The sequence below is a fragment of the Mesobacillus jeotgali genome (assembly GCF_014856545.2).
In the GTDB taxonomy this organism is placed as follows: Bacteria; Bacillota; Bacilli; order Bacillales; family Cytobacillaceae; genus Mesobacillus.
On sequence record NZ_CP109811.1, the window covers coordinates 1,742,419 to 1,760,631 of the forward strand.

The 18,213-nt window shown below is 43.5% G+C and carries 19 protein-coding genes; all 19 read left to right on the top strand.

Translation table 11 applies throughout. The features are described from left to right. Positions 1-17 precede the first annotated feature (17 nt). The 19 genes from rpsP to hslU all read left to right on the top strand — a co-directional run bounded on the left by rpsP (position 18) and on the right by hslU (position 18,111). Positions 18-290, top strand: a complete 273-nt coding sequence (gene rpsP / locus FOF60_RS08610) for a 30S ribosomal protein S16 (RefSeq protein WP_192470315.1) — start codon at positions 18-20, stop codon at positions 288-290. 14 nt (positions 291-304) lie between these two features. After that, a complete protein-coding gene (locus tag FOF60_RS08615) occupies positions 305-535 on the top strand; it encodes a KH domain-containing protein (RefSeq protein WP_192470316.1) in 231 nt (76 codons plus the stop codon). 204 nt (positions 536-739) lie between these two features. Then, complete coding sequence (locus FOF60_RS08620; RefSeq protein ID WP_192470317.1) at positions 740-1,132, top strand: YlqD family protein; 393 nt, start codon at positions 740-742, stop codon at positions 1,130-1,132. A 7-nt stretch (positions 1,133-1,139) separates the two neighbouring features. Then, positions 1,140-1,658 (top strand): ribosome maturation factor RimM, encoded by a 519-nt coding sequence (gene rimM / locus FOF60_RS08625; protein WP_192470318.1) that lies wholly within the window; start codon positions 1,140-1,142, stop codon positions 1,656-1,658. Beyond that, positions 1,658-2,398: a tRNA (guanosine(37)-N1)-methyltransferase TrmD gene (gene trmD / locus FOF60_RS08630; protein WP_192470393.1), complete on the top strand. Its 741-nt coding sequence runs from the start codon at positions 1,658-1,660 to the stop codon at positions 2,396-2,398. The genes rimM and trmD overlap by 1 nt, the downstream gene beginning before the upstream one ends. A 131-nt stretch (positions 2,399-2,529) precedes the next feature. Beyond that, positions 2,530-2,874: a 50S ribosomal protein L19 gene (gene rplS, locus FOF60_RS08635; RefSeq protein WP_079508409.1), complete on the top strand. Its 345-nt coding sequence runs from the start codon at positions 2,530-2,532 to the stop codon at positions 2,872-2,874. A 297-nt stretch (positions 2,875-3,171) separates the two neighbouring features. Continuing rightward, positions 3,172-3,726, top strand: coding sequence for a signal peptidase I (gene lepB, locus FOF60_RS08640; RefSeq protein WP_192470319.1), 555 nt, complete (start codon positions 3,172-3,174; stop codon positions 3,724-3,726). Positions 3,727-3,784: 58 nt separating this feature from the next. Further along, positions 3,785-4,660, top strand: coding sequence for a ribosome biogenesis GTPase YlqF (gene ylqF / locus FOF60_RS08645; RefSeq protein WP_192470320.1), 876 nt, complete (start codon positions 3,785-3,787; stop codon positions 4,658-4,660). A 91-nt stretch (positions 4,661-4,751) separates the two neighbouring features. Next, entirely contained in the window at positions 4,752-5,522 is a 771-nt protein-coding gene (locus FOF60_RS08650) for a ribonuclease HII (protein ID WP_192470321.1), read from the top strand. Positions 5,523-5,543: 21 nt separating this feature from the next. Beyond that, the gene (locus FOF60_RS08655; RefSeq protein ID WP_192470322.1) at positions 5,544-7,400 is read left to right on the top strand and encodes a hypothetical protein; all 1,857 of its coding nucleotides are present in this window, start codon (positions 5,544-5,546) and stop codon (positions 7,398-7,400) included. After that, positions 7,397-7,681, top strand: a complete 285-nt coding sequence (locus FOF60_RS08660; protein WP_192470323.1) for an EscU/YscU/HrcU family type III secretion system export apparatus switch protein — start codon at positions 7,397-7,399, stop codon at positions 7,679-7,681. The genes FOF60_RS08655 and FOF60_RS08660 overlap by 4 nt, the downstream gene beginning before the upstream one ends. 299 nt (positions 7,682-7,980) lie before the next feature. After that, a complete protein-coding gene (gene sucC, locus FOF60_RS08665) occupies positions 7,981-9,141 on the top strand; it encodes an ADP-forming succinate--CoA ligase subunit beta (protein WP_192470324.1) in 1,161 nt (386 codons plus the stop codon). 22 nt (positions 9,142-9,163) lie between these two features. Beyond that, the gene (sucD, locus tag FOF60_RS08670) at positions 9,164-10,066 is read left to right on the top strand and encodes a succinate--CoA ligase subunit alpha (RefSeq protein WP_192470325.1); all 903 of its coding nucleotides are present in this window, start codon (positions 9,164-9,166) and stop codon (positions 10,064-10,066) included. Between the two features lie 62 nt (positions 10,067-10,128). Next, entirely contained in the window at positions 10,129-10,983 is an 855-nt protein-coding gene (dprA, locus tag FOF60_RS08675; RefSeq protein ID WP_192470326.1) for a DNA-processing protein DprA, read from the top strand. Positions 10,984-11,351: 368 nt separating this feature from the next. Beyond that, positions 11,352-13,427 carry a type I DNA topoisomerase gene (gene topA / locus FOF60_RS08680; protein ID WP_192470327.1) on the top strand — a complete coding sequence of 692 codons (2,076 nt, stop codon included), beginning with the start codon at positions 11,352-11,354 and terminating at the stop codon, positions 13,425-13,427. Positions 13,428-13,851: 424 nt separating this feature from the next. Continuing rightward, a complete protein-coding gene (trmFO, locus tag FOF60_RS08685) occupies positions 13,852-15,159 on the top strand; it encodes an FADH(2)-oxidizing methylenetetrahydrofolate--tRNA-(uracil(54)-C(5))-methyltransferase TrmFO (protein ID WP_192470328.1) in 1,308 nt (435 codons plus the stop codon). Positions 15,160-15,219: 60 nt separating this feature from the next. Continuing rightward, positions 15,220-16,122, top strand: a complete 903-nt coding sequence (xerC, locus tag FOF60_RS08690) for a tyrosine recombinase XerC (RefSeq protein WP_192470329.1) — start codon at positions 15,220-15,222, stop codon at positions 16,120-16,122. Between the two features lie 20 nt (positions 16,123-16,142). After that, positions 16,143-16,685, top strand: a complete 543-nt coding sequence (gene hslV, locus FOF60_RS08695; protein ID WP_041964480.1) for an ATP-dependent protease subunit HslV — start codon at positions 16,143-16,145, stop codon at positions 16,683-16,685. A 19-nt stretch (positions 16,686-16,704) separates the two neighbouring features. Then, complete coding sequence (hslU, locus tag FOF60_RS08700; RefSeq protein ID WP_192470330.1) at positions 16,705-18,111, top strand: ATP-dependent protease ATPase subunit HslU; 1,407 nt, start codon at positions 16,705-16,707, stop codon at positions 18,109-18,111. Positions 18,112-18,213 lie beyond the last annotated feature (102 nt).

Below are 18,213 nucleotides of genomic sequence, written 5' to 3' on the forward strand. Positions count from 1 at the left end.
GGAGGTGCTTATTTAAAATGGCAGTAAAAATTCGTTTAAAGCGTATGGGAGCTAAAAAGTCTCCTTTCTATCGTATTGTAGTAGCTGATTCCCGTTCACCACGTGACGGCCGTTTCATCGAGTCTGTAGGAACTTACAACCCAGTTGCTCAACCAGCAAAGGTTGAACTTAACGAAGAGTTAGTTCTTAAGTGGTTGAATGACGGTGCAAAACCATCTGATACAGTGCGTAACTTGTTCTCTAAGCAAGGTATCATGGAAAAATTCCACAACGCTAAGCACAGCAAGTAATTGTGGACACGCCCATGAAAGAATTAATTGAGACGATCGTGAAGCCACTTGTTGATTTTCCAGAAGATGTCCATGTAAATGAACATGAAGAGGATCAGCGCGTTACCTATAAGCTTTCCGTCAACAAAAGTGATATGGGCAAAGTAATTGGTAAGCAGGGACGCGTTGCAAAGGCGATTCGAACAGTAGTCTATGCAGCAGGCTCATCACAGCATAAGAAGATTTTCTTGGAAATCGTCGAATAACAATCATCTGCGCAAGCAGGTATAGAAAATTCTATAGTTGATTGTACTAAAAGGGAGGGGTAACCCTCCCTTTTTTCTATTTGTAGAAATTAAGGTATAATAGATACTTGATATAATAATGACCACTGATGTAATAGTTATTTTTTGGCCAGCCCTTGTTGAGGGTCTGGAAAGTGGTCAGCTTGGCTTTAAGGAGGAAATGCTTTGAAGGTACTGCAAACAATCATTGTCAAACAAGTACTGACAGAAGAGAGCAAGGAAAGAATCCACCAAAAATACCACTCCAGAAAGCTTCAGCTGCAGAAGGAATGCGATCAACTTAGATTTGAATTGAAGAAGCTGGAGAAATCCAGGAAGTTTCCGCCTGAAACATTGAAGAAGCATTTTGAGCAAGAAATAAAAGTCCATAAAGAAAAAATCAAGCTCCTGGATTTTCAAATAGAACAACTACATATTCTTCCGCTTGGGAGTGAAATTAAAGAAACGGAGCTGCAAGGGATCGTCGAGGTTGGTGTTGGCGACCAATGGGATGAGTTTCTTTCAGGAAAGACTATTATTGTGAAAGATGGCGTCGTGGCCGAAATACGCGAGAGGTGATTGGAAAATGGAAAAGTATTTTAATGTCGGAAAGATTGTTAATACACATGGCATCCGCGGGGAGGTCAGAGTGATATCAAGGACTGACTTTCCAGAGGAACGGTATAAGATAGGAAATACTCTGTTCCTATTCATGCCAGGTTCAAAGGAGCCGGAAGAATTGGTAGTGAAAAGCCATAGGACCCATAAGAATTTCAACCTCCTGACATTTGAAGGCTTCGACAATGTCAATCAGGTAGAAAAAATGAAGGGTGGCATCCTAAAGGTTCCAGAGACACAGCGCGGTGAACTAGAGGAAGGCGAATTTTATTTCCAGGATATTATTGGCTGTAACATGGTAACGACCGACGGTGAAGAACTTGGCAAGGTAATTGAAATCCTTACTCCTGGTGCAAATGATGTCTGGGTTGTAAAGGGAGCAAATGGCAAGGAACTCCTGATTCCATATATCGAGGATATAGTGAAAAAGGTAGACGTTAAGGAAAAGATTATTGAAATTGAGCCAATGGAAGGGCTTCTTTCATGATGAACATCGATGTCCTGTCTATTTTTCCAGAAATGTTTGAGGGTGTGTTTGGCTCTTCTATCCTGAAAAAGGCTGCTGAAAAAGGAGCTGCCGGGTACAATGTCGTCAATTTCCGTGACTTTGCCGATAACAAGCATCAGACAGTGGATGATTATCCATATGGCGGCGGTGCTGGCATGGTCTTAAAACCTCAGCCGATCTTCGATGCCGTATCTAATTTAAAGGAACGCGCAAAAAGCACTTCCCCAAGGGTGATCCTCATGTGCCCTCAGGGTGAGCGGTATACACAGAAGAAAGCAGAAGAGCTGGCAAAGGAAGAGCATTTAATTTTTATTTGCGGCCATTACGAGGGGTATGATGAGCGTATCAGGGAGCATGTCATAACTGACGAGATTTCAATCGGGGATTATGTCCTGACCGGCGGGGAGCTTGGCGCGATGGTTGTCATCGACAGTGTCGTGCGCCTGCTTCCAGGTGTACTTGGCAGTGAAGAGTCCCATATCCAGGATTCCTTCAGCACTGGTCTGCTTGAGCACCCCCATTATACAAGACCGGCAGACTTCCGCGGATTGAAGGTCCCGGATGTGCTGGTCTCTGGCAACCATAAGTTGATTGACGAGTGGCGGACAAAGGAGAGTTTAAGAAGAACCCTGCAGCGAAGGCCAGATCTTCTTGATGAGGCAGAGCTGACAGAACAGCAAAAAAAATGGCTTGATGAACTGATAAAAATGAATGAATAATATTGCAGTCAGGCCATGTTTATGTTAAGATACTTCTTGTGGCTAAAAGCAATCGTGCTTGTATGCCACTTATAACAATGTTCCGCTGCAATGAAAGTGTGCAAGAGCATTCGTGGGAGGAGTTGAATACGATGCAACAATTAATCGAAGAAATCACAAAAGCACAACTTCGCACTGATCTTCCATCTTTCCGTCCTGGTGACACTGTACGTGTACACGTTAAGGTTGTTGAAGGAACTCGCGAACGTATCCAGTTGTTTGAAGGTGTAGTGATTAAGCGTCGTGGCGGTGGAATCAGCGAAACTTTTACAGTACGTAAAGTTTCTTACGGAGTAGGCGTTGAGCGTACTTTCCCTGTTCACACACCAAAAATTGCGAAGCTTGAAGTTATCCGCCGCGGTAAAGTCCGCCGTGCGAAACTTTACTACCTGCGTAACCTGCGTGGTAAGAAAGCTCGTATTAAAGAAATTCGATAAGAATGAATGTCAAAAAGGAGCTTGCCTAGCCAAGCTCCTTTTTCATTCAGATTTTCTTTTTCTGGCGAAATGGTAATAGATATGTTAATAAAATGCAACCGCATATGGGCTCTTTTCAAGGAAACGTTTAAAATAGTGCGGCATACATTCTCGTAAACCTTTGGTTGGGCCAAGAACGAAAAGAACTTTATTAAATTTATTTTAAAAAATCATTGCCCATCGTGTTTATCTTGTCTGACTTATGTAAAATAAAGTTATGTACTCAAACAACATTTATTTCGGAATGGTGGGAAAAGAATGGCCGAGAAAAAGAAGAATGAACTATGGGAATGGACGAAGGCACTTCTGATTGCTGTCGTACTGGCAGCAGTGATCCGATACTTTTTATTTGCTCCAATTGTGGTGGATGGTTTATCCATGATGCCTACACTCCATGACCAGGACCGGATGATCGTAAATAAGCTAAGCTATAAAATTGGAGAACCAGAAAGATTCGATATTATCGTCTTTCATGCTCCTGAGAACAAAGATTACATAAAAAGAGTAATCGGCCTTCCGGGCGATACAGTGGAATATAAAAATGACACGCTATATGTGAATGGAAAAGCATATGAAGAACCGTACTTGGAAGACTATAAGAAACAGGTGATTGATGGGCCGCTGACAGATCCATTTACGCTGGAAGAGAAGATCGGCAGGGAGACTGTTCCTGAAGGCCATCTTTTCGTGATGGGCGATAATCGCCGTTTCAGCAAAGACAGCCGCCACATTGGGACTGTTCCATTTGATGAGGTACTGGGCAAGACTAGCATCATCTACTGGCCAATTGAGGATATTCGAACAATAGACTAGAAATTGAACGCAATCCAAAAGGCATGCAGGATTGCATAACAGATAGGAGGTGGCTGCTTTGACGATCCAATGGTTTCCAGGCCATATGGCGAAGGCTCGCAGAGAGGTCACGGAAAAATTAAAGCTCGTGGATGTCATTTTTGAGTTGGTGGACGCGCGGATCCCGTATTCGTCAAGAAACCCAATGATTGATGAAATCATTCAGCACAAACCAAGAATTGTTTTACTGAATAAAGCGGATATGGCAGATAAAGCCGTTACTGAGCAATGGCTGCGCTACTACCGTGAAAAAGGAATCACTGCGCTGGCGATCAATTCTCAGGCTGGTACAGGCTTAAAGCAAATAGTCCAGGAGTCCAAGGTGCTTCTGAAAGATAAAATTGACCGCCTGAAATCCAAAGGGGTCAAGCCGAGGGCCATCCGGGCAATGATTGTCGGAATCCCGAACGCCGGGAAATCAACACTGATCAACAGGCTTGCGGGCAAGAATATTGCCCAGACCGGGAACAGGCCTGGGGTCACTAAGTCGCAGCAATGGATCAAAGTCGGCAAGGAGCTGGAACTGCTCGATACTCCGGGGATTCTTTGGCCGAAGTTTGAGGACCAGGAAGTAGGTACAAAGCTTGCAGTGACAGGAGCAATCAAGGATACTATCCTTAATCTTCAGGACTTAACCGTTTATGCTTTAAAGTTTTTGGAAAAGCATTATCCTGAACGCCTCCAGGAGAGATATAAGCTTTCTGAACTCCCAGAGGAGATTGTGGAGCTCTTTGATCAGATTGGCGATTTCCGCGGCTGCAGAATGCCTGGTGGATACGTTGATTATGACAAAGTCGCAGAGCTCGTAATCAGGGAAATACGAACAGAAAAACTAGGTCCGCTATCCTTTGAACGACCTGAGGATTTAAACTCAGTGGATGAGATAGAAAGTTAAACCCCAAAAATAAAGGTCCTGAGTCCAGGGCCTTTATTTTTGGTTTAAACTGCCGATACATAATAAAGAAGTAATTTAGGAGAAAAATTACATGGAGAAATATACAATTGGTGAAATAGAACAGCAGCTATTCGGGGAAAAGGAAGTAAATAAAGAATTCTTGAAAAGCATAAAAAAAGATAGCCGCAAAGGCGTACAAAAACTGGTCTTGAAATGGGAAAGGCAGGCAGAGTTGAAAAGGCAAGTCCATGAGCAATTCATCAACATGACTTCCTTTGAGAGGAAATACCGATCCGAAGGTTTCCAGAATATTGCCGGGATCGATGAGGCCGGACGGGGACCTTTAGCCGGGCCAGTCGTTGCAGGTGCCGTCATCCTGCCGGAGAATTTTTATCTTCCTGGTCTCAATGATTCTAAAAAACTGTCAGAATCAAAAAGGGATGAATATTTTGAGGTCATCACGGCTGAGGCTCTTGCTGTCGGAGTCGGAATAATCGGAGCCCGGGAGATAGATGAAATCAATATTCTCCAGGCCAGCAAAAAAGCGATGCTTACTGCTGTCAACCAATTAGGGGTCAATCCCGATTATCTTTTGATAGATGCCGTTAAGCTGGACACACCATATCCGTATGAAGCATTGATTAAAGGTGATTCCAGAAGCATATCCATCGCGGCAGCTTCCATTATTGCCAAAGTAACAAGGGACAGGCTGATGAAAGAACTCAGTTTGGATTATCCCCAATATGGATTCGGGGCAAATATGGGATATGGAACCGCTGAACACTTGAATGCTCTCAGAGAGTATGGTGTGACAGAGCACCACAGGAAGACGTTCGCTCCTGTAAGAGAGTGCATTCAGTAAAACTTGCAAAGCAGGTGGACCATGGAAACAGGAGCGCTTCAAGGCTTATTTAACCAGAAAACATCACAACAAATAAAAACATCCGAATTCCGGCCCGGACAAATCATAAATGGCAAAATTCTAAAGCTGTACCCTGAGCAAGTAGCTGAAGTACAGATTGGGAATCAAAAGATGATTGCTCAACTAGAAGCGCCGTTGTCAGCAAATGAGCGCTATTGGTTTCAGGTCCAGCCTGGAGAAGGGAAGGTCCATTTAAAGGTAATCAGTTCAGGTGCTGAGGAGAAAGGCCAGCTGGGGAGCCTGTCGAAAATCCTTGGAGAATTTTCAATTCAGCCCACGAAGGAAAACATTGAACTGGTACGCTTTTTTATCAAGGAACAGCTTCCGGTAAACCGTGAACTGCTTAAGCAGGCATCAGAGTGGTTAAGCATGGTGGATTCACGCGCTGCCGGGCAGGATGCAATAAAAATGATCCTGACTAGAGGGATTCCGTATACACAGACGGCGTTTGAAGCCCTTCACACCACTGCTAAAGAGCCGTCTTTGGTTCTGTTGATGGAGAAGCTTGAAAAGGCTTTGGATACGGCATCGAGTTCTGCTGCAGGTACAAACCTCCAGAAACTATTGAATGAAATGCTGCCTGCCAATAAAACAGCAGCTTCCGAAACTGCCCTGAATCATCTAGCAGGGATATGGCTTAAGAGAGACGGGAAGGAAAGCCATGCGGCATTGGAGCTGCTTAAACAGTTTGGTGCAATTACTTCGAAAGGAAGCGAAAGCATCGTTCTGCAACAGATGCTGTCTAGGCTGCAGTACTCTAATACAATCGGAGAAGAATTGCCTGCCGGGCTGAATTTTGCCAAAAATGTCATGACTCTTATAGGCGATGGTGATCGTTCCGCGGCCAGACAGATGATCACAAGCTTCATTCCGGAAAAAATTCTTTCTGCTAATGAGCTTGTAGAATCACTTAAATTGCTATTCAACCGGGCACCTGGTAAAGAAGCGGAGGTACAGCAAGGGCTCCAGGCTTTCAGACAGTTAATGTCGATGGCGAGTGAAGGAGAGTCCCTGTCCATTTTACTGGGGGGTAAGGATAGGTGGCAGCAGGCAGGGATGGATCTGCTTAAGGCTGCAGCCCAGCCTCAATCTGGCAATTTTACAGGCCTCCATACCCAGCTTTTGTCAGAAGCAGCTGGCAAGGCAGAACAGCCAGCCGCAATGCAAGAAGCCGGAGCAGCACTGCTCACTGACACAAAGATTAAAACATTCCTGTCAGCTCTTGGCCTTTCGTATGAACACCAGCTTGGCGAGGTGTTAAAGGATGGTGAGATTGGCAGGCCGCATGTTTCGGAGACACTTAAACCCTTGTTGCTGCGCCTATTGAGCGAGAATCCCCCTGCAGCTGTAAAAGAAGCTTCAGAGCAGCTTTTGAACAAAATTACCGGATTCCAGCTGCTTTCGCAGGAAGCGGGTCCAATCCAGCAGCTCGTCGTGCAAATCCCCTTTATGCTGGGTGGAAAAACGAATGAACTAACGATGCAATGGAGCGGGCAGAAAACCGAAGATGGAAAAATTGACGCTGCTTTTTGCCGTGTGCTCTTTTACCTTAAACTTGAGCATTTGAATGATCTAATTGTGGATATGCAAGTTCAGAATCGCGTCATGAGTGTGCAGATTTTTAACGAAAATCCAGCTCTGAAAAAAATGGCAGAGCAACTGACACCGTTGTTGAAATCAAAATTAGCGGAAGTTAATTATCAGCTGTCCTCAGTTCATTTCCATGTCCCGGGACAAACTCAGTCAGCTCGAAACCAGCGCAGTCTGCAAGATTTATATAGCCAAAAAGAATATAGCGGAGTGGATATCAAAATATGAAACCACCAAAGCATACAAGGAGATCAGCTGTTGCCCTGGGGTATAATGCAGGAACTATGGACGCTCCTAAAGTAATGGCGAAGGGGAAAGGGCTACTGGCTGAACAAATCATTGGAAAAGCGAAGGATCACGACATTCCCATCCAGGAAGACCCATCACTTGTCGAAGTGTTGAGCCAGCTTGAACTGAATGACCGGATACCAGAGGAACTATATCAAGCAGTAGCTGAAGTATTTTCCTTTGTCTATCATTTGGATAAACAAGCAGGAAGACAAAAATAATATTTTCACAAACCACGATATCAAGTATAGCTTTTTTAGCGTGTTTTTTCTTAGTAAAAGCCGGGAAATGCAGTCTTCCCGGCTTTTAGTCTGCGCAAGTATTTGTACGGATGTTTTTTTGCAATATTTAAAATGGGGAAATATTTAAATCATAATGGTAGACAATCAATATTTCATTATATAAAATGAAAGCGCAGTCTATTTTTTAAAAATTTAAATGAATTATATTTTCTACTTAGGAAAGTGCATTTCAGGTATCTGGAAGTATTGAGTTTTCCTAATAGATAGGAGGATGGGAAATGAATGTCCATGAGTATCAAGGAAAAGAAATCCTCAGAAAATATGGGGTAAAAGTACCGAATGGGAAGGTTGCTTTTACAGTCGATGAAGCTGTTGAAGCAGCTAAAGAGCTTGGGTCATCAGTTGTAGTTGTAAAAGCTCAAATCCATGCTGGCGGAAGGGGTAAAGCCGGCGGTGTCAAGGTTGCAAAGAACCTTGATGAAGTACGTACATATGCTTCTGAAATTCTGGGCAAGACACTGGTTACTCACCAGACAGGTCCAGAAGGCAAGGAAGTAAAACGCCTGTTGATTGAGGAAGGCTGTGACATCAAGAAGGAGTACTATGTAGGCCTTGTGCTTGACCGTGCAACTTCACGTGTTGTCCTTATGGCTTCTGAAGAAGGCGGAACGGAAATCGAAGAGGTTGCTGAAGCGACTCCTGAAAAAATCTTCAAAGAAGAAATCGATCCTGTATTAGGGCTTATGCCATACCAGGCTCGCCGTATCGCATTCAACATCAACATCCCTAAGGAACTAGTCAACCAGGCTGTAAAGTTCATGATGGGCTTATATAACGCTTATGTTGAAAAGGATTGCTCAATCGCTGAAATCAACCCGCTGGTTGTTACTGGTGACGGACAGGTAATGGCACTTGACGCTAAATTGAATTTTGATTCAAACGCGCTATACCGCCAGAAGGATATCCTTGAGTACCGCGACCTTGAAGAAGAGGATCCAAAGGAAATCGAAGCATCCAAGTATGACCTTAGCTATATTTCTTTAGATGGAAATATCGGCTGCATGGTTAACGGTGCAGGTCTTGCGATGGCAACAATGGACATCGTGAAGCATTATGGCGGAGACCCTGCAAACTTCCTTGATGTTGGGGGCGGCGCTACTGCAGAGAAAGTAACAGAAGCATTCAAAATCATCCTTTCAGATCCTAACGTAAAAGGAATCTTTGTTAATATCTTCGGCGGCATCATGAAGTGTGATGTTATCGCTACTGGTGTTGTGGAAGCTGCCAAGCAGGTTGGACTTGAGGTTCCGCTTGTCGTTCGTCTTGAAGGTACGAACGTTGATCTTGGAAAACAGATTCTTAATGAGTCTGGCTTGAATATCATTGCTGCTGAATCAATGGCAGACGGCGCTGAAAAAATCGTTTCATTAGTTAAGTAGGATCGAAAGGAGAGAATTTGACGTGAGCGTATTCATTAATAAAGATACAAAGGTCATTGTTCAAGGGATTACGGGTTCTACTGCCCTTTTCCATACAAAACAAATGCTTGAATATGGTACAAAAATTGTTGGAGGAACATCTCCAGGCAAGGGCGGTACAGAAGTTGAAGGCGTGCCTGTATTCAATACTGTCCAAGAAGCTGTTGATGCAACAGGTGCAAATGCGTCTGTAATCTATGTGCCTGCTCCATTTGCGGCGGATGCGATCGTTGAAGCTGTTGATGCAGAGCTTGATTTGGCAATCTGTATCACTGAGCATATCCCGGTATTGGATATGGTGAAGGTGAAGCGTTACATGGAAGGCAGAAAGACTCGCCTTGTGGGACCTAACTGCCCTGGTGTCATCACTCCGGAAGAGTGCAAGATCGGAATCATGCCTGGATATATCCATACAAAAGGCCATGTCGGCGTTGTATCACGTTCTGGAACGTTGACATATGAAGCAGTACACCAATTGACACAAGCAGGAATCGGCCAGTCTACAGCTGTAGGTATCGGCGGAGACCCGGTTAACGGAACAAACTTTATCGATGTCCTGAAGGCATTCAATGAAGATCCGGAAACATATGCGGTCATCATGATCGGTGAAATCGGCGGTACATCTGAAGAAGAAGCAGCAGAATGGGTCAAGGCAAACATGACTAAGCCTGTTGTCGGCTTCATCGGCGGAAGAACTGCACCTCCTGGAAAGCGCATGGGCCACGCTGGTGCGATCATTTCAGGCGGCAAGGGTACAGCAGACGAAAAGATCCGCGTAATGAACGAGTGCGGCATCCAGGTTGCTGAAACGCCATCCGTAATGGGTGAAACCTTGATCAAGGTTTTGAAGGAACAAGACCTTTACGATCAGTGCAAAACACACTAAAATATACAACAAGACAGTCCCTCCTTACAGAGGGGCTGTTTATTAATCCCAGGGGGAAGCAAATGGATGAATTGAAAAAGAAACTAATCCGTCTTGTCCATAGCAAAAATGCGAGTTGGAAAACTATCTATTCTGCACTCAAAACAAATACTGAACTAGCTGATTATAAAACTGCAAAGTATTCCTCTATCAATCCTCAAGTGCAACAAGTCAACAGAGACCATCAATTTATTTCCATCGACAAACTGCTCAATGACTACACCTCAAAGAAAATTCACCTGATCACTGTTTTTGATCCCGAATATCCAATTAATCTTAAGACAATCTATCAGCCACCCTGGATTCTCTTTGCCAGGGGAGATTTATCTTTGCTAAAGAACCCTATGAGCCTTGCTGTTGTTGGCTCAAGGAACGCCTCATCATACGGCATAGAAGCGATCGATTATTTATTTCCTTCATTAATAGAGAAGAACATACAGATAGTAAGTGGTCTTGCAAGGGGGATCGATGCCCATGCCCATAAAGCAGCCATTAAATTGGGCGGAAAAACAATCGGTGTAATAGCTGGCGGGTTTAACAATCTTTATCCTAAGGAAAATGTTAAATTGGCAGAGTACATGATGGAAAAACAACTCGTATTGTCCGAGTATCCACCAGAGACAATGCCGGCGAAATGGCACTTTCCGATGCGAAACAGGATTATCAGCGGTCTTTCAGGGGGTACACTTGTTATTGAAGCGAGGAAAAAGAGCGGTTCACTTATTACAGCAGATTTTGCATTGAATGAGGGCAGAGATGTTTTTGCTGTCCCCGGAAGCATTTTGACACCTGATTCCGATGGAGTCCATTATTTAATCCAGCAAGGAGCCAAACTGGTCAAGTGTTCCGAGGATATTTTAGAGGAACTTGGTATGTAATGTGGGATATTCGTATAAAATGCAAAAAAGCAAATTTAAAATTTTTAAAGTGTGAGGTTTATGAAACAAAGAGCAGGACAAAGAATGATATAGTGCTAGGCTGCAGCAATAATTGTATTGGGTGGATATAATAGAAAAAAGTTAGAAAAAGTTTCGGAAATATACTATTTCAGCAAGTTATTTTTATATTTGAATGAAAATTTACATCAAAAAGGTTGAAATAATTTTCAATCTGTTATACATTTTGCATCAGGTATTTTAAAATTTCTTAAAGAGATGAAACCGTTTACTTTCAACGGTTGATTTGACAACATTATGATTAGTTGATAATAATTAATGTAATTTTATACCTCTAAGGAGGAAATTGGATGTCGGATTTTTTAGTCATCGTTGAATCGCCTGCAAAGGCAAAGACGATTGAGCGTTACCTTGGAAAAAAATATAAAGTGAAAGCCTCTATGGGGCATTTGATAGATTTGCCTAAGAGCCAGATGGGAATCGATACAGAAAATAATTATAATCCTAAGTACATTACGATCAGGGGCAAGGGGCCTGTTCTGAAGGAATTGAAAACTGCTGCTAAAAAGGCAAAGAAAGTCTACCTCGCGGCTGACCCCGACAGAGAAGGGGAAGCGATTGCCTGGCATTTGGCCAAAAGTCTCGACGTGGATGTCCATTCGGACTGCAGGGTTGTATTCAATGAAATTACAAAGGATGCCATCAAGGAATCTTTTAAACATCCGCGGGCGATCAATATGGACCTCGTAGATGCCCAGCAGGCACGCCGTGCTCTGGACAGACTGGTAGGATATAATATTAGCCCGCTGCTTTGGAAGAAGGTCAAGAAAGGGCTGAGTGCAGGGCGAGTGCAATCAGTTGCTTTAAGGATGATCATTGACCGTGAGAAGGAAATCGCTGCGTTTGTTCCAGAAGAATATTGGACAATCGGTGCTGAATTCCTGAAAGGCAAAAGTTCATTTGAAGCTTCTTTTTACGGAATTGGCAAACAAAAAGCTGAGTTAAAGTCTGAAGAGGATGTCAAAAATATCCTTAAGCAGGTGAAGGGAAACAAATTCACTGTTGAGTCGGTGACAAAGAAAGAACGAAAGCGTAATCCTGCACCGCCATTCATTACTTCTTCATTGCAGCAGGAGGCAGCCCGAAAGCTCAACTTCAGAGCCAAAAAGACTATGATGCTTGCCCAGCAGCTTTATGAAGGAATCGATCTTGGAAAAGAAGGTACAGTCGGTTTGATTACGTATATGAGAACGGACTCCATACGGATTTCTGAAGTGGCACAAGGAGAAGCAAGGGAATACATCACAAGTGAGTATGGAGAAAATTTCATACAGACAGAGGCCAGGAAAGAGAAGAAGCAATCCAATGCTCAAGATGCACATGAAGCAATCCGGCCAACCAGCACAATGAAGGTTCCCGAGAAGATAAAGGAATTCCTCTCAAGGGATCAGTACAGGCTTTATAAACTTATCTGGGAACGGTTCGTCGCAAGCCAAATGGCTCCTGCGATCATGGATACGATGAGCGTTGATTTGAAGAATGGAGAGGTTACTTTCCGCGCGACAGGCTCAAAGGTCAAATTCCCGGGGTTCATGAAGGTTTATGTAGAAGGTTCGGATGACCAGGTTGAAGAAAAGGATAAGTTCCTTCCTGACCTTAGGGAAGGTGACGAGGTCACAAAGAAAGAGATCGAACCGAAGCAGCACTTTACACAGCCTCCTCCAAGATATACTGAAGCAAGGCTCGTCAGGACGCTTGAGGAAATGGGGATTGGCCGGCCATCAACATATGCGCCAACCCTGGATACAATCCAGAAGAGGGGCTATGTATCACTTGATAATAAACGGTTCGTGCCGACTGAGCTTGGTGAAGTTATCCATGAGCTGATGCTGGAATTCTTCCCGGAAATCCTGGATCTTGAGTTCACCGCCAAAATGGAGCAGAACCTCGATAATATTGAAGATGGAAAAATCAATTGGGTCAACGTCATTGACGAATTTTACCGTGATTTTGAAAAGCATCTCCAAGTAGCTGAAAAGGAGATGCAGGAAATCGAAATCAAGGATGAACCCGCCGGAGAAGATTGCGATCAATGCGGTTCTGCTATGGTATTCAAAATGGGCCGGTACGGCAAATTCATGGCCTGCAGTAATTTCCCGGAATGCAGGAATACGAAGGCGATCGTTAAGGAAATCGGGGTTAAATGCCCCAAATGTGAAGAAGGCAATATCATTGAGCGCAAGAGCAAAAAACGCCGGATTTTTTACGGCTGCGACCGTTTCCCAGAGTGCGATTTCCTATCATGGGATAAACCACTTGCAAGGAAATGCCCTAAATGCGAAAATATGCTAGTTGAAAAGAAGCTCAAAAAGGGTGTTCAGGTTCAATGTACGGAATGCGACTATAAAGAGGAACCACAAAGCTAGAGTGAGCCGATGGCTCACTCTTTATCTTTGTAAAGAGGTTACCGGGACTGACCAAGGCGCTTCCGCTTTTCTTTGTCCAGCTCCAGGCCTAGCCCCTCGAGACGCTTCAGTCCTGCCAATGAAGTTAAAAAACGACTTCACTGTCAGGTCCTCCAACGCTTGTCGGGACTGACCAAGGCGCTTCCGCTTTTCTTTTTTTGAAACTTTTTCTTTCATTTTCGTAAATGAAAGTGCAAAATGATACAAGTATCAGGGTAAAGTAAGTAAGGTTGAGTATATAATAGAAGCTTTATGTCAAGGCAAGTGTTATAATAATTATTTTAAAAAGGCTGATGCTTTTACTTTGCCTGTTAAGATATGAATCAGAAAAGGCAATTGGACTTTCAACAAACAAAATTTCTAATAGCTACTGGAGGAAATAGAAATGACTGAAGCTACTGTAAATGTCGTTGGTGCCGGATTGGCAGGAAGTGAAGCTGCATGGCAGCTTGCTGAAAGAGGCATCAAGGTGAACTTATACGAGATGAGACCGGTTAAACAGACCCCGGCACACCATACTGATAAATTTGCTGAGCTGGTTTGCAGCAACTCTTTGAGAGCCAACACTTTAACTAACGCAGTTGGTGTTTTAAAGGAAGAAATGAGGAACCTGAATTCTGTCATCATCTCGGCAGCGGACGCATGTGCTGTTCCGGCAGGCGGAGCTTTGGCAGTAGATCGCCACGAGTTCGCTGCGCATGTAACCAGCCGTGTAAAGGAACATCCCAATGTTACTGTATTTAATGAAGAAATCACTGAAATTCCACAAGGTCCAACCATCATTGCGACGGGGCCGCTGACAAGCCAGGCGCTTTCCCAGCAACTAAAGGAGCTTACAGGGGAAGAATATTTATATTTTTATGACGCGGCAGCCCCAATTATCGAGAAAGACAGCATTGACATGGACAAGGTCTATCTGAAATCCAGATATGATAAAGGCGAAGCAGCTTATCTTAACTGTCCGATGACAGAGGAGGAATTTGACCGTTTTTATGAAGCGCTGATTTCTGCTGAAACAGTTCCTCTTAAGGAGTTTGAAAAAGAAATCTTTTTTGAGGGTTGTATGCCAATAGAGGTCATGGGTCAAAGAGGGAGAAAGACAATGCTTTTCGGGCCGATGAAGCCGGTTGGGCTCGAAGATCCTAGAACTGGTAAACGTCCTTATGCAGTGGTACAGCTTCGCCAGGATGATGCAGCTGGAACACTTTATAATATTGTAGGCTTCCAGACTCATTTGAAATGGGGGCCGCAAAAGGAAGTCATTCAATTGATTCCAGGACTGGAAAACGCTGAAATCGTCCGTTACGGTGTCATGCATCGTAACACCTTTATCAACTCACCTAAAGTTTTAAAAGCAACATATCAATTCAGGAATAGAGAAGATTTATTCTTTGCCGGACAAATGACAGGTGTTGAGGGTTATGTTGAATCAGCGGCTAGCGGACTGATTGCTGGAATAAATGCGGCCCGTCTTGTAAAAGGCGATGAGCCGGTGGAATTCCCTCATGAAACAGCAATGGGCAGCATGGCCAGATATATAACAACGACTAACGCGAAAAACTTCCAGCCTATGAATGCAAACTTCGGGCTTTTCCCTGATCTTCCCGAAAGAATCAAGGCTAAGCAGGAACGCAATGAGAAGCATGCTTCCAGAGCATTGGAAACAATTCAGAAATTTGTGAAAAATTTGTAATTTCTATTGCGAGGGCTATATAAATATGATACTATTTAGTAGCCCTTGTGAGGTGACAAGATGGAAGCAAATGTGAACAATTCTTTAAACTTATTTATTGAATATTTACAAATTGAAAAAAATTACTCACAATATACAATTGAACATTATCAACATGATATTAGGGAATTTTTTTTGTTCATGTCTGAGCAAGGCCTGACCAGTCTGGATGAAGTTGAGTATGCTGATACAAGGATTTACCTGACAAAATTATTTGACCAGCAGCTATCCAGAAAGTCAGTCGCCCGAAGGATTTCGTGTATGCGCAGCTTTTACAAGTTCTTGCTTCGTGAAAAAATAGTCGGGGATAACCCATTTTCTCTCGTATCCATCCCGAAACTGGAAAAGCGGCTGCCAGACTTTTTTTATGAAGAGGAACTTTCCCAGCTATTTAAAGCATGTGAAACCGAGACCGCGATCGGAAAAAGGAACAAAGCCCTATTGGAACTGCTTTATGCTACAGGAATCCGTGTAGGTGAGTGCTGTAAAATCACTCTTAAGGATATGGATTTATCTCTATCTACAGTTTTAATTCATGGAAAAAGGAAAAAGGATAGATATGTGCCTTTCGGAAGTTTTGCACAGGATGCGATTGAAGACTACATAAAAAATGGAAGACCAGAGCTTCTAAAAACGAAAGAAGATCATGGCCATTTATTTGTAAATTTCCGTGGCGGCCCTCTTACGGACAGAGGAATCAGGGAGATTCTGAATAAACTGATCGAAAAGTCTGCCCTGACAGGGAAAATCCATCCCCATAAACTGCGCCATTCTTTCGCTACACATATGATGAGCAATGGAGCAGACATGAGGACAGTACAGGAGCTGATGGGCCATGAATTCCTGTCTTCAACGCAAGTATATACCCATGTTACGAAAGAGCACTTGCGAAATATTTACATGTCACATCATCCGAGGGCTTAAGCAAAAAGGAGGACGAAGGAATGTCTGAGTTCCATGCCACAACGATATTTGCTGTTCAACATAAGGGCCAATGCGCAATGTCAGGCGATGGCCAGGTGACCTTTGGGAATGCTGTAGTGATGAAACACACAGCTAAGAAGGTTCGGAAGTTGTTTAATGGTAAAGTAATTGCAGGTTTTGCCGGTTCAGTTGCAGACGCATTCACCCTGTTTGAAATGTTTGAAGGCAAGCTTGAGGAATACAATGGAAATCTCCAAAGGGCTGCAGTCGAACTAGCAAAGCAATGGAGAAGTGATAAAGTCCTCAGGAAGCTTGAGGCGATGTTGATTGTATTGAATGAGACTGATATGCTTCTTATTTCCGGAACAGGTGAAGTCATTGAGCCTGATGATGGCATTCTTGCGATTGGTTCTGGAGGAAATTATGCTTTGTCTGCAGGCCGTGCATTAAAGCAATATGCTGGGGAACATTTAACAGCGAAAGAAATCGCGAAGTCTTCATTGGAAATTGCTGCTGACATTTGTGTTTACACAAACCACAATATTATCGTGGAAGAACTGTAACAGAAAAGGAGTGTTGAGTGTGAAACAAACGACAAGTTTAACTCCAAGGCAGATCGTGGAAAAGCTGGATCAGTATATTATCGGCCAAAAGGATGCAAAAAAAGCTGTTGCAGTTGCTCTCAGAAATAGATACCGCCGCGGCTTGCTCGCTGAAAATATCCGTGATGAAATCATCCCGAAAAATATCCTGATGATTGGCCCAACTGGTGTAGGTAAAACGGAGATTGCCAGAAGAATGGCTAAGCTGGTAGGTGCCCCTTTCGTCAAGGTCGAGGCGACAAAGTTCACTGAAGTGGGCTATGTTGGCCGTGATGTCGAATCAATGGTGAGAGACCTTGTTGAAACATCAATCAGGCTTGTCAAAGAGGAAAAGATGGAGCGAGTAAAGGAACCGGCAGAGGAAAACGCAAATCGCCGTCTAGTTGAATTGCTGGTCCCTTCAGCGAAAAAATCCGTCAATTACAAAAATCCACTGGAAATGTTATTCGGCGGCAGCCAGCAGCAGCCTGAACAAGAGTCTAATCAATCTGAAGACTTAGGGTTGTTTGAAAAGCGTAAAATCATCAAGCAAAGGCTCGATCAAGGTGAGCTTGAGGATGAGCTGGTAACGGTCGAGGTCGAGGAACAAGCCCCTTCCATGTTTGATATGCTCCAGGGTTCCGGAATGGAACAGATGGGAATGAACATGCAGGATGCTTTAAGTGGCTTAGTGCCGAAGAAGCGCAAGAAACGAAAACTCCCTGTCCGTGAAGCAAGGAAGGTATTAATCAATGAAGAGGCTCAAAAGCTTATTGATATGGATGAGGTAACTCAGGAAGCTACATATCGTGCTGAGCAGGCAGGCATTATTTTCATTGATGAGATTGATAAGATTGCCAGCAAGAATTCCGGTGGATCCAGTGCTGATGTTTCGCGTGAGGGTGTTCAGAGGGACATACTGCCTGTTGTGGAAGGATCGACTGTTAACACGAAATATGGTCCTGTAAAAACTGACCATATCTTATTTGTCGCTGCTGGTGCCTTCCATATGGCAAAGCCTTCTGATCTGATTCCTGAATTGCAAGGGCGTTTCCCAATCAGGGTAGAGCTTACTAAGCTGACAGTTGAAGACTTCTACAGGATTCTAGTTGAGCCTGATAACGCGCTTACAAAGCAATACGAAGCTTTATTGGAAACTGAAGGTATACAAATTGAATTTTCTGACGATGCTATTCGTAAGATAGCAGAAGTCGCTTATGACGTGAACCAAAATACGGATAATATTGGAGCCAGAAGGCTGCAGACGATTCTTGAGAAGCTGCTGGAAGACCTCAGCTTTGAAGCTCCAGACATCAATCTGGAGAAGGTAGCGATCACTCCGCAATATGTAGAAGAAAAACTAGGCGCTATCGCAAGAAACAAAGATTTAAGCCAGTTCATATTATAATGGTTTATCGTTTTAATGCATACTCAATAGGGTAGACAAATAAAGGCTGCCTATTGTGCTGAAGTATTGAAACTAGCCAAAATTAAAATAAATGTAATTTTG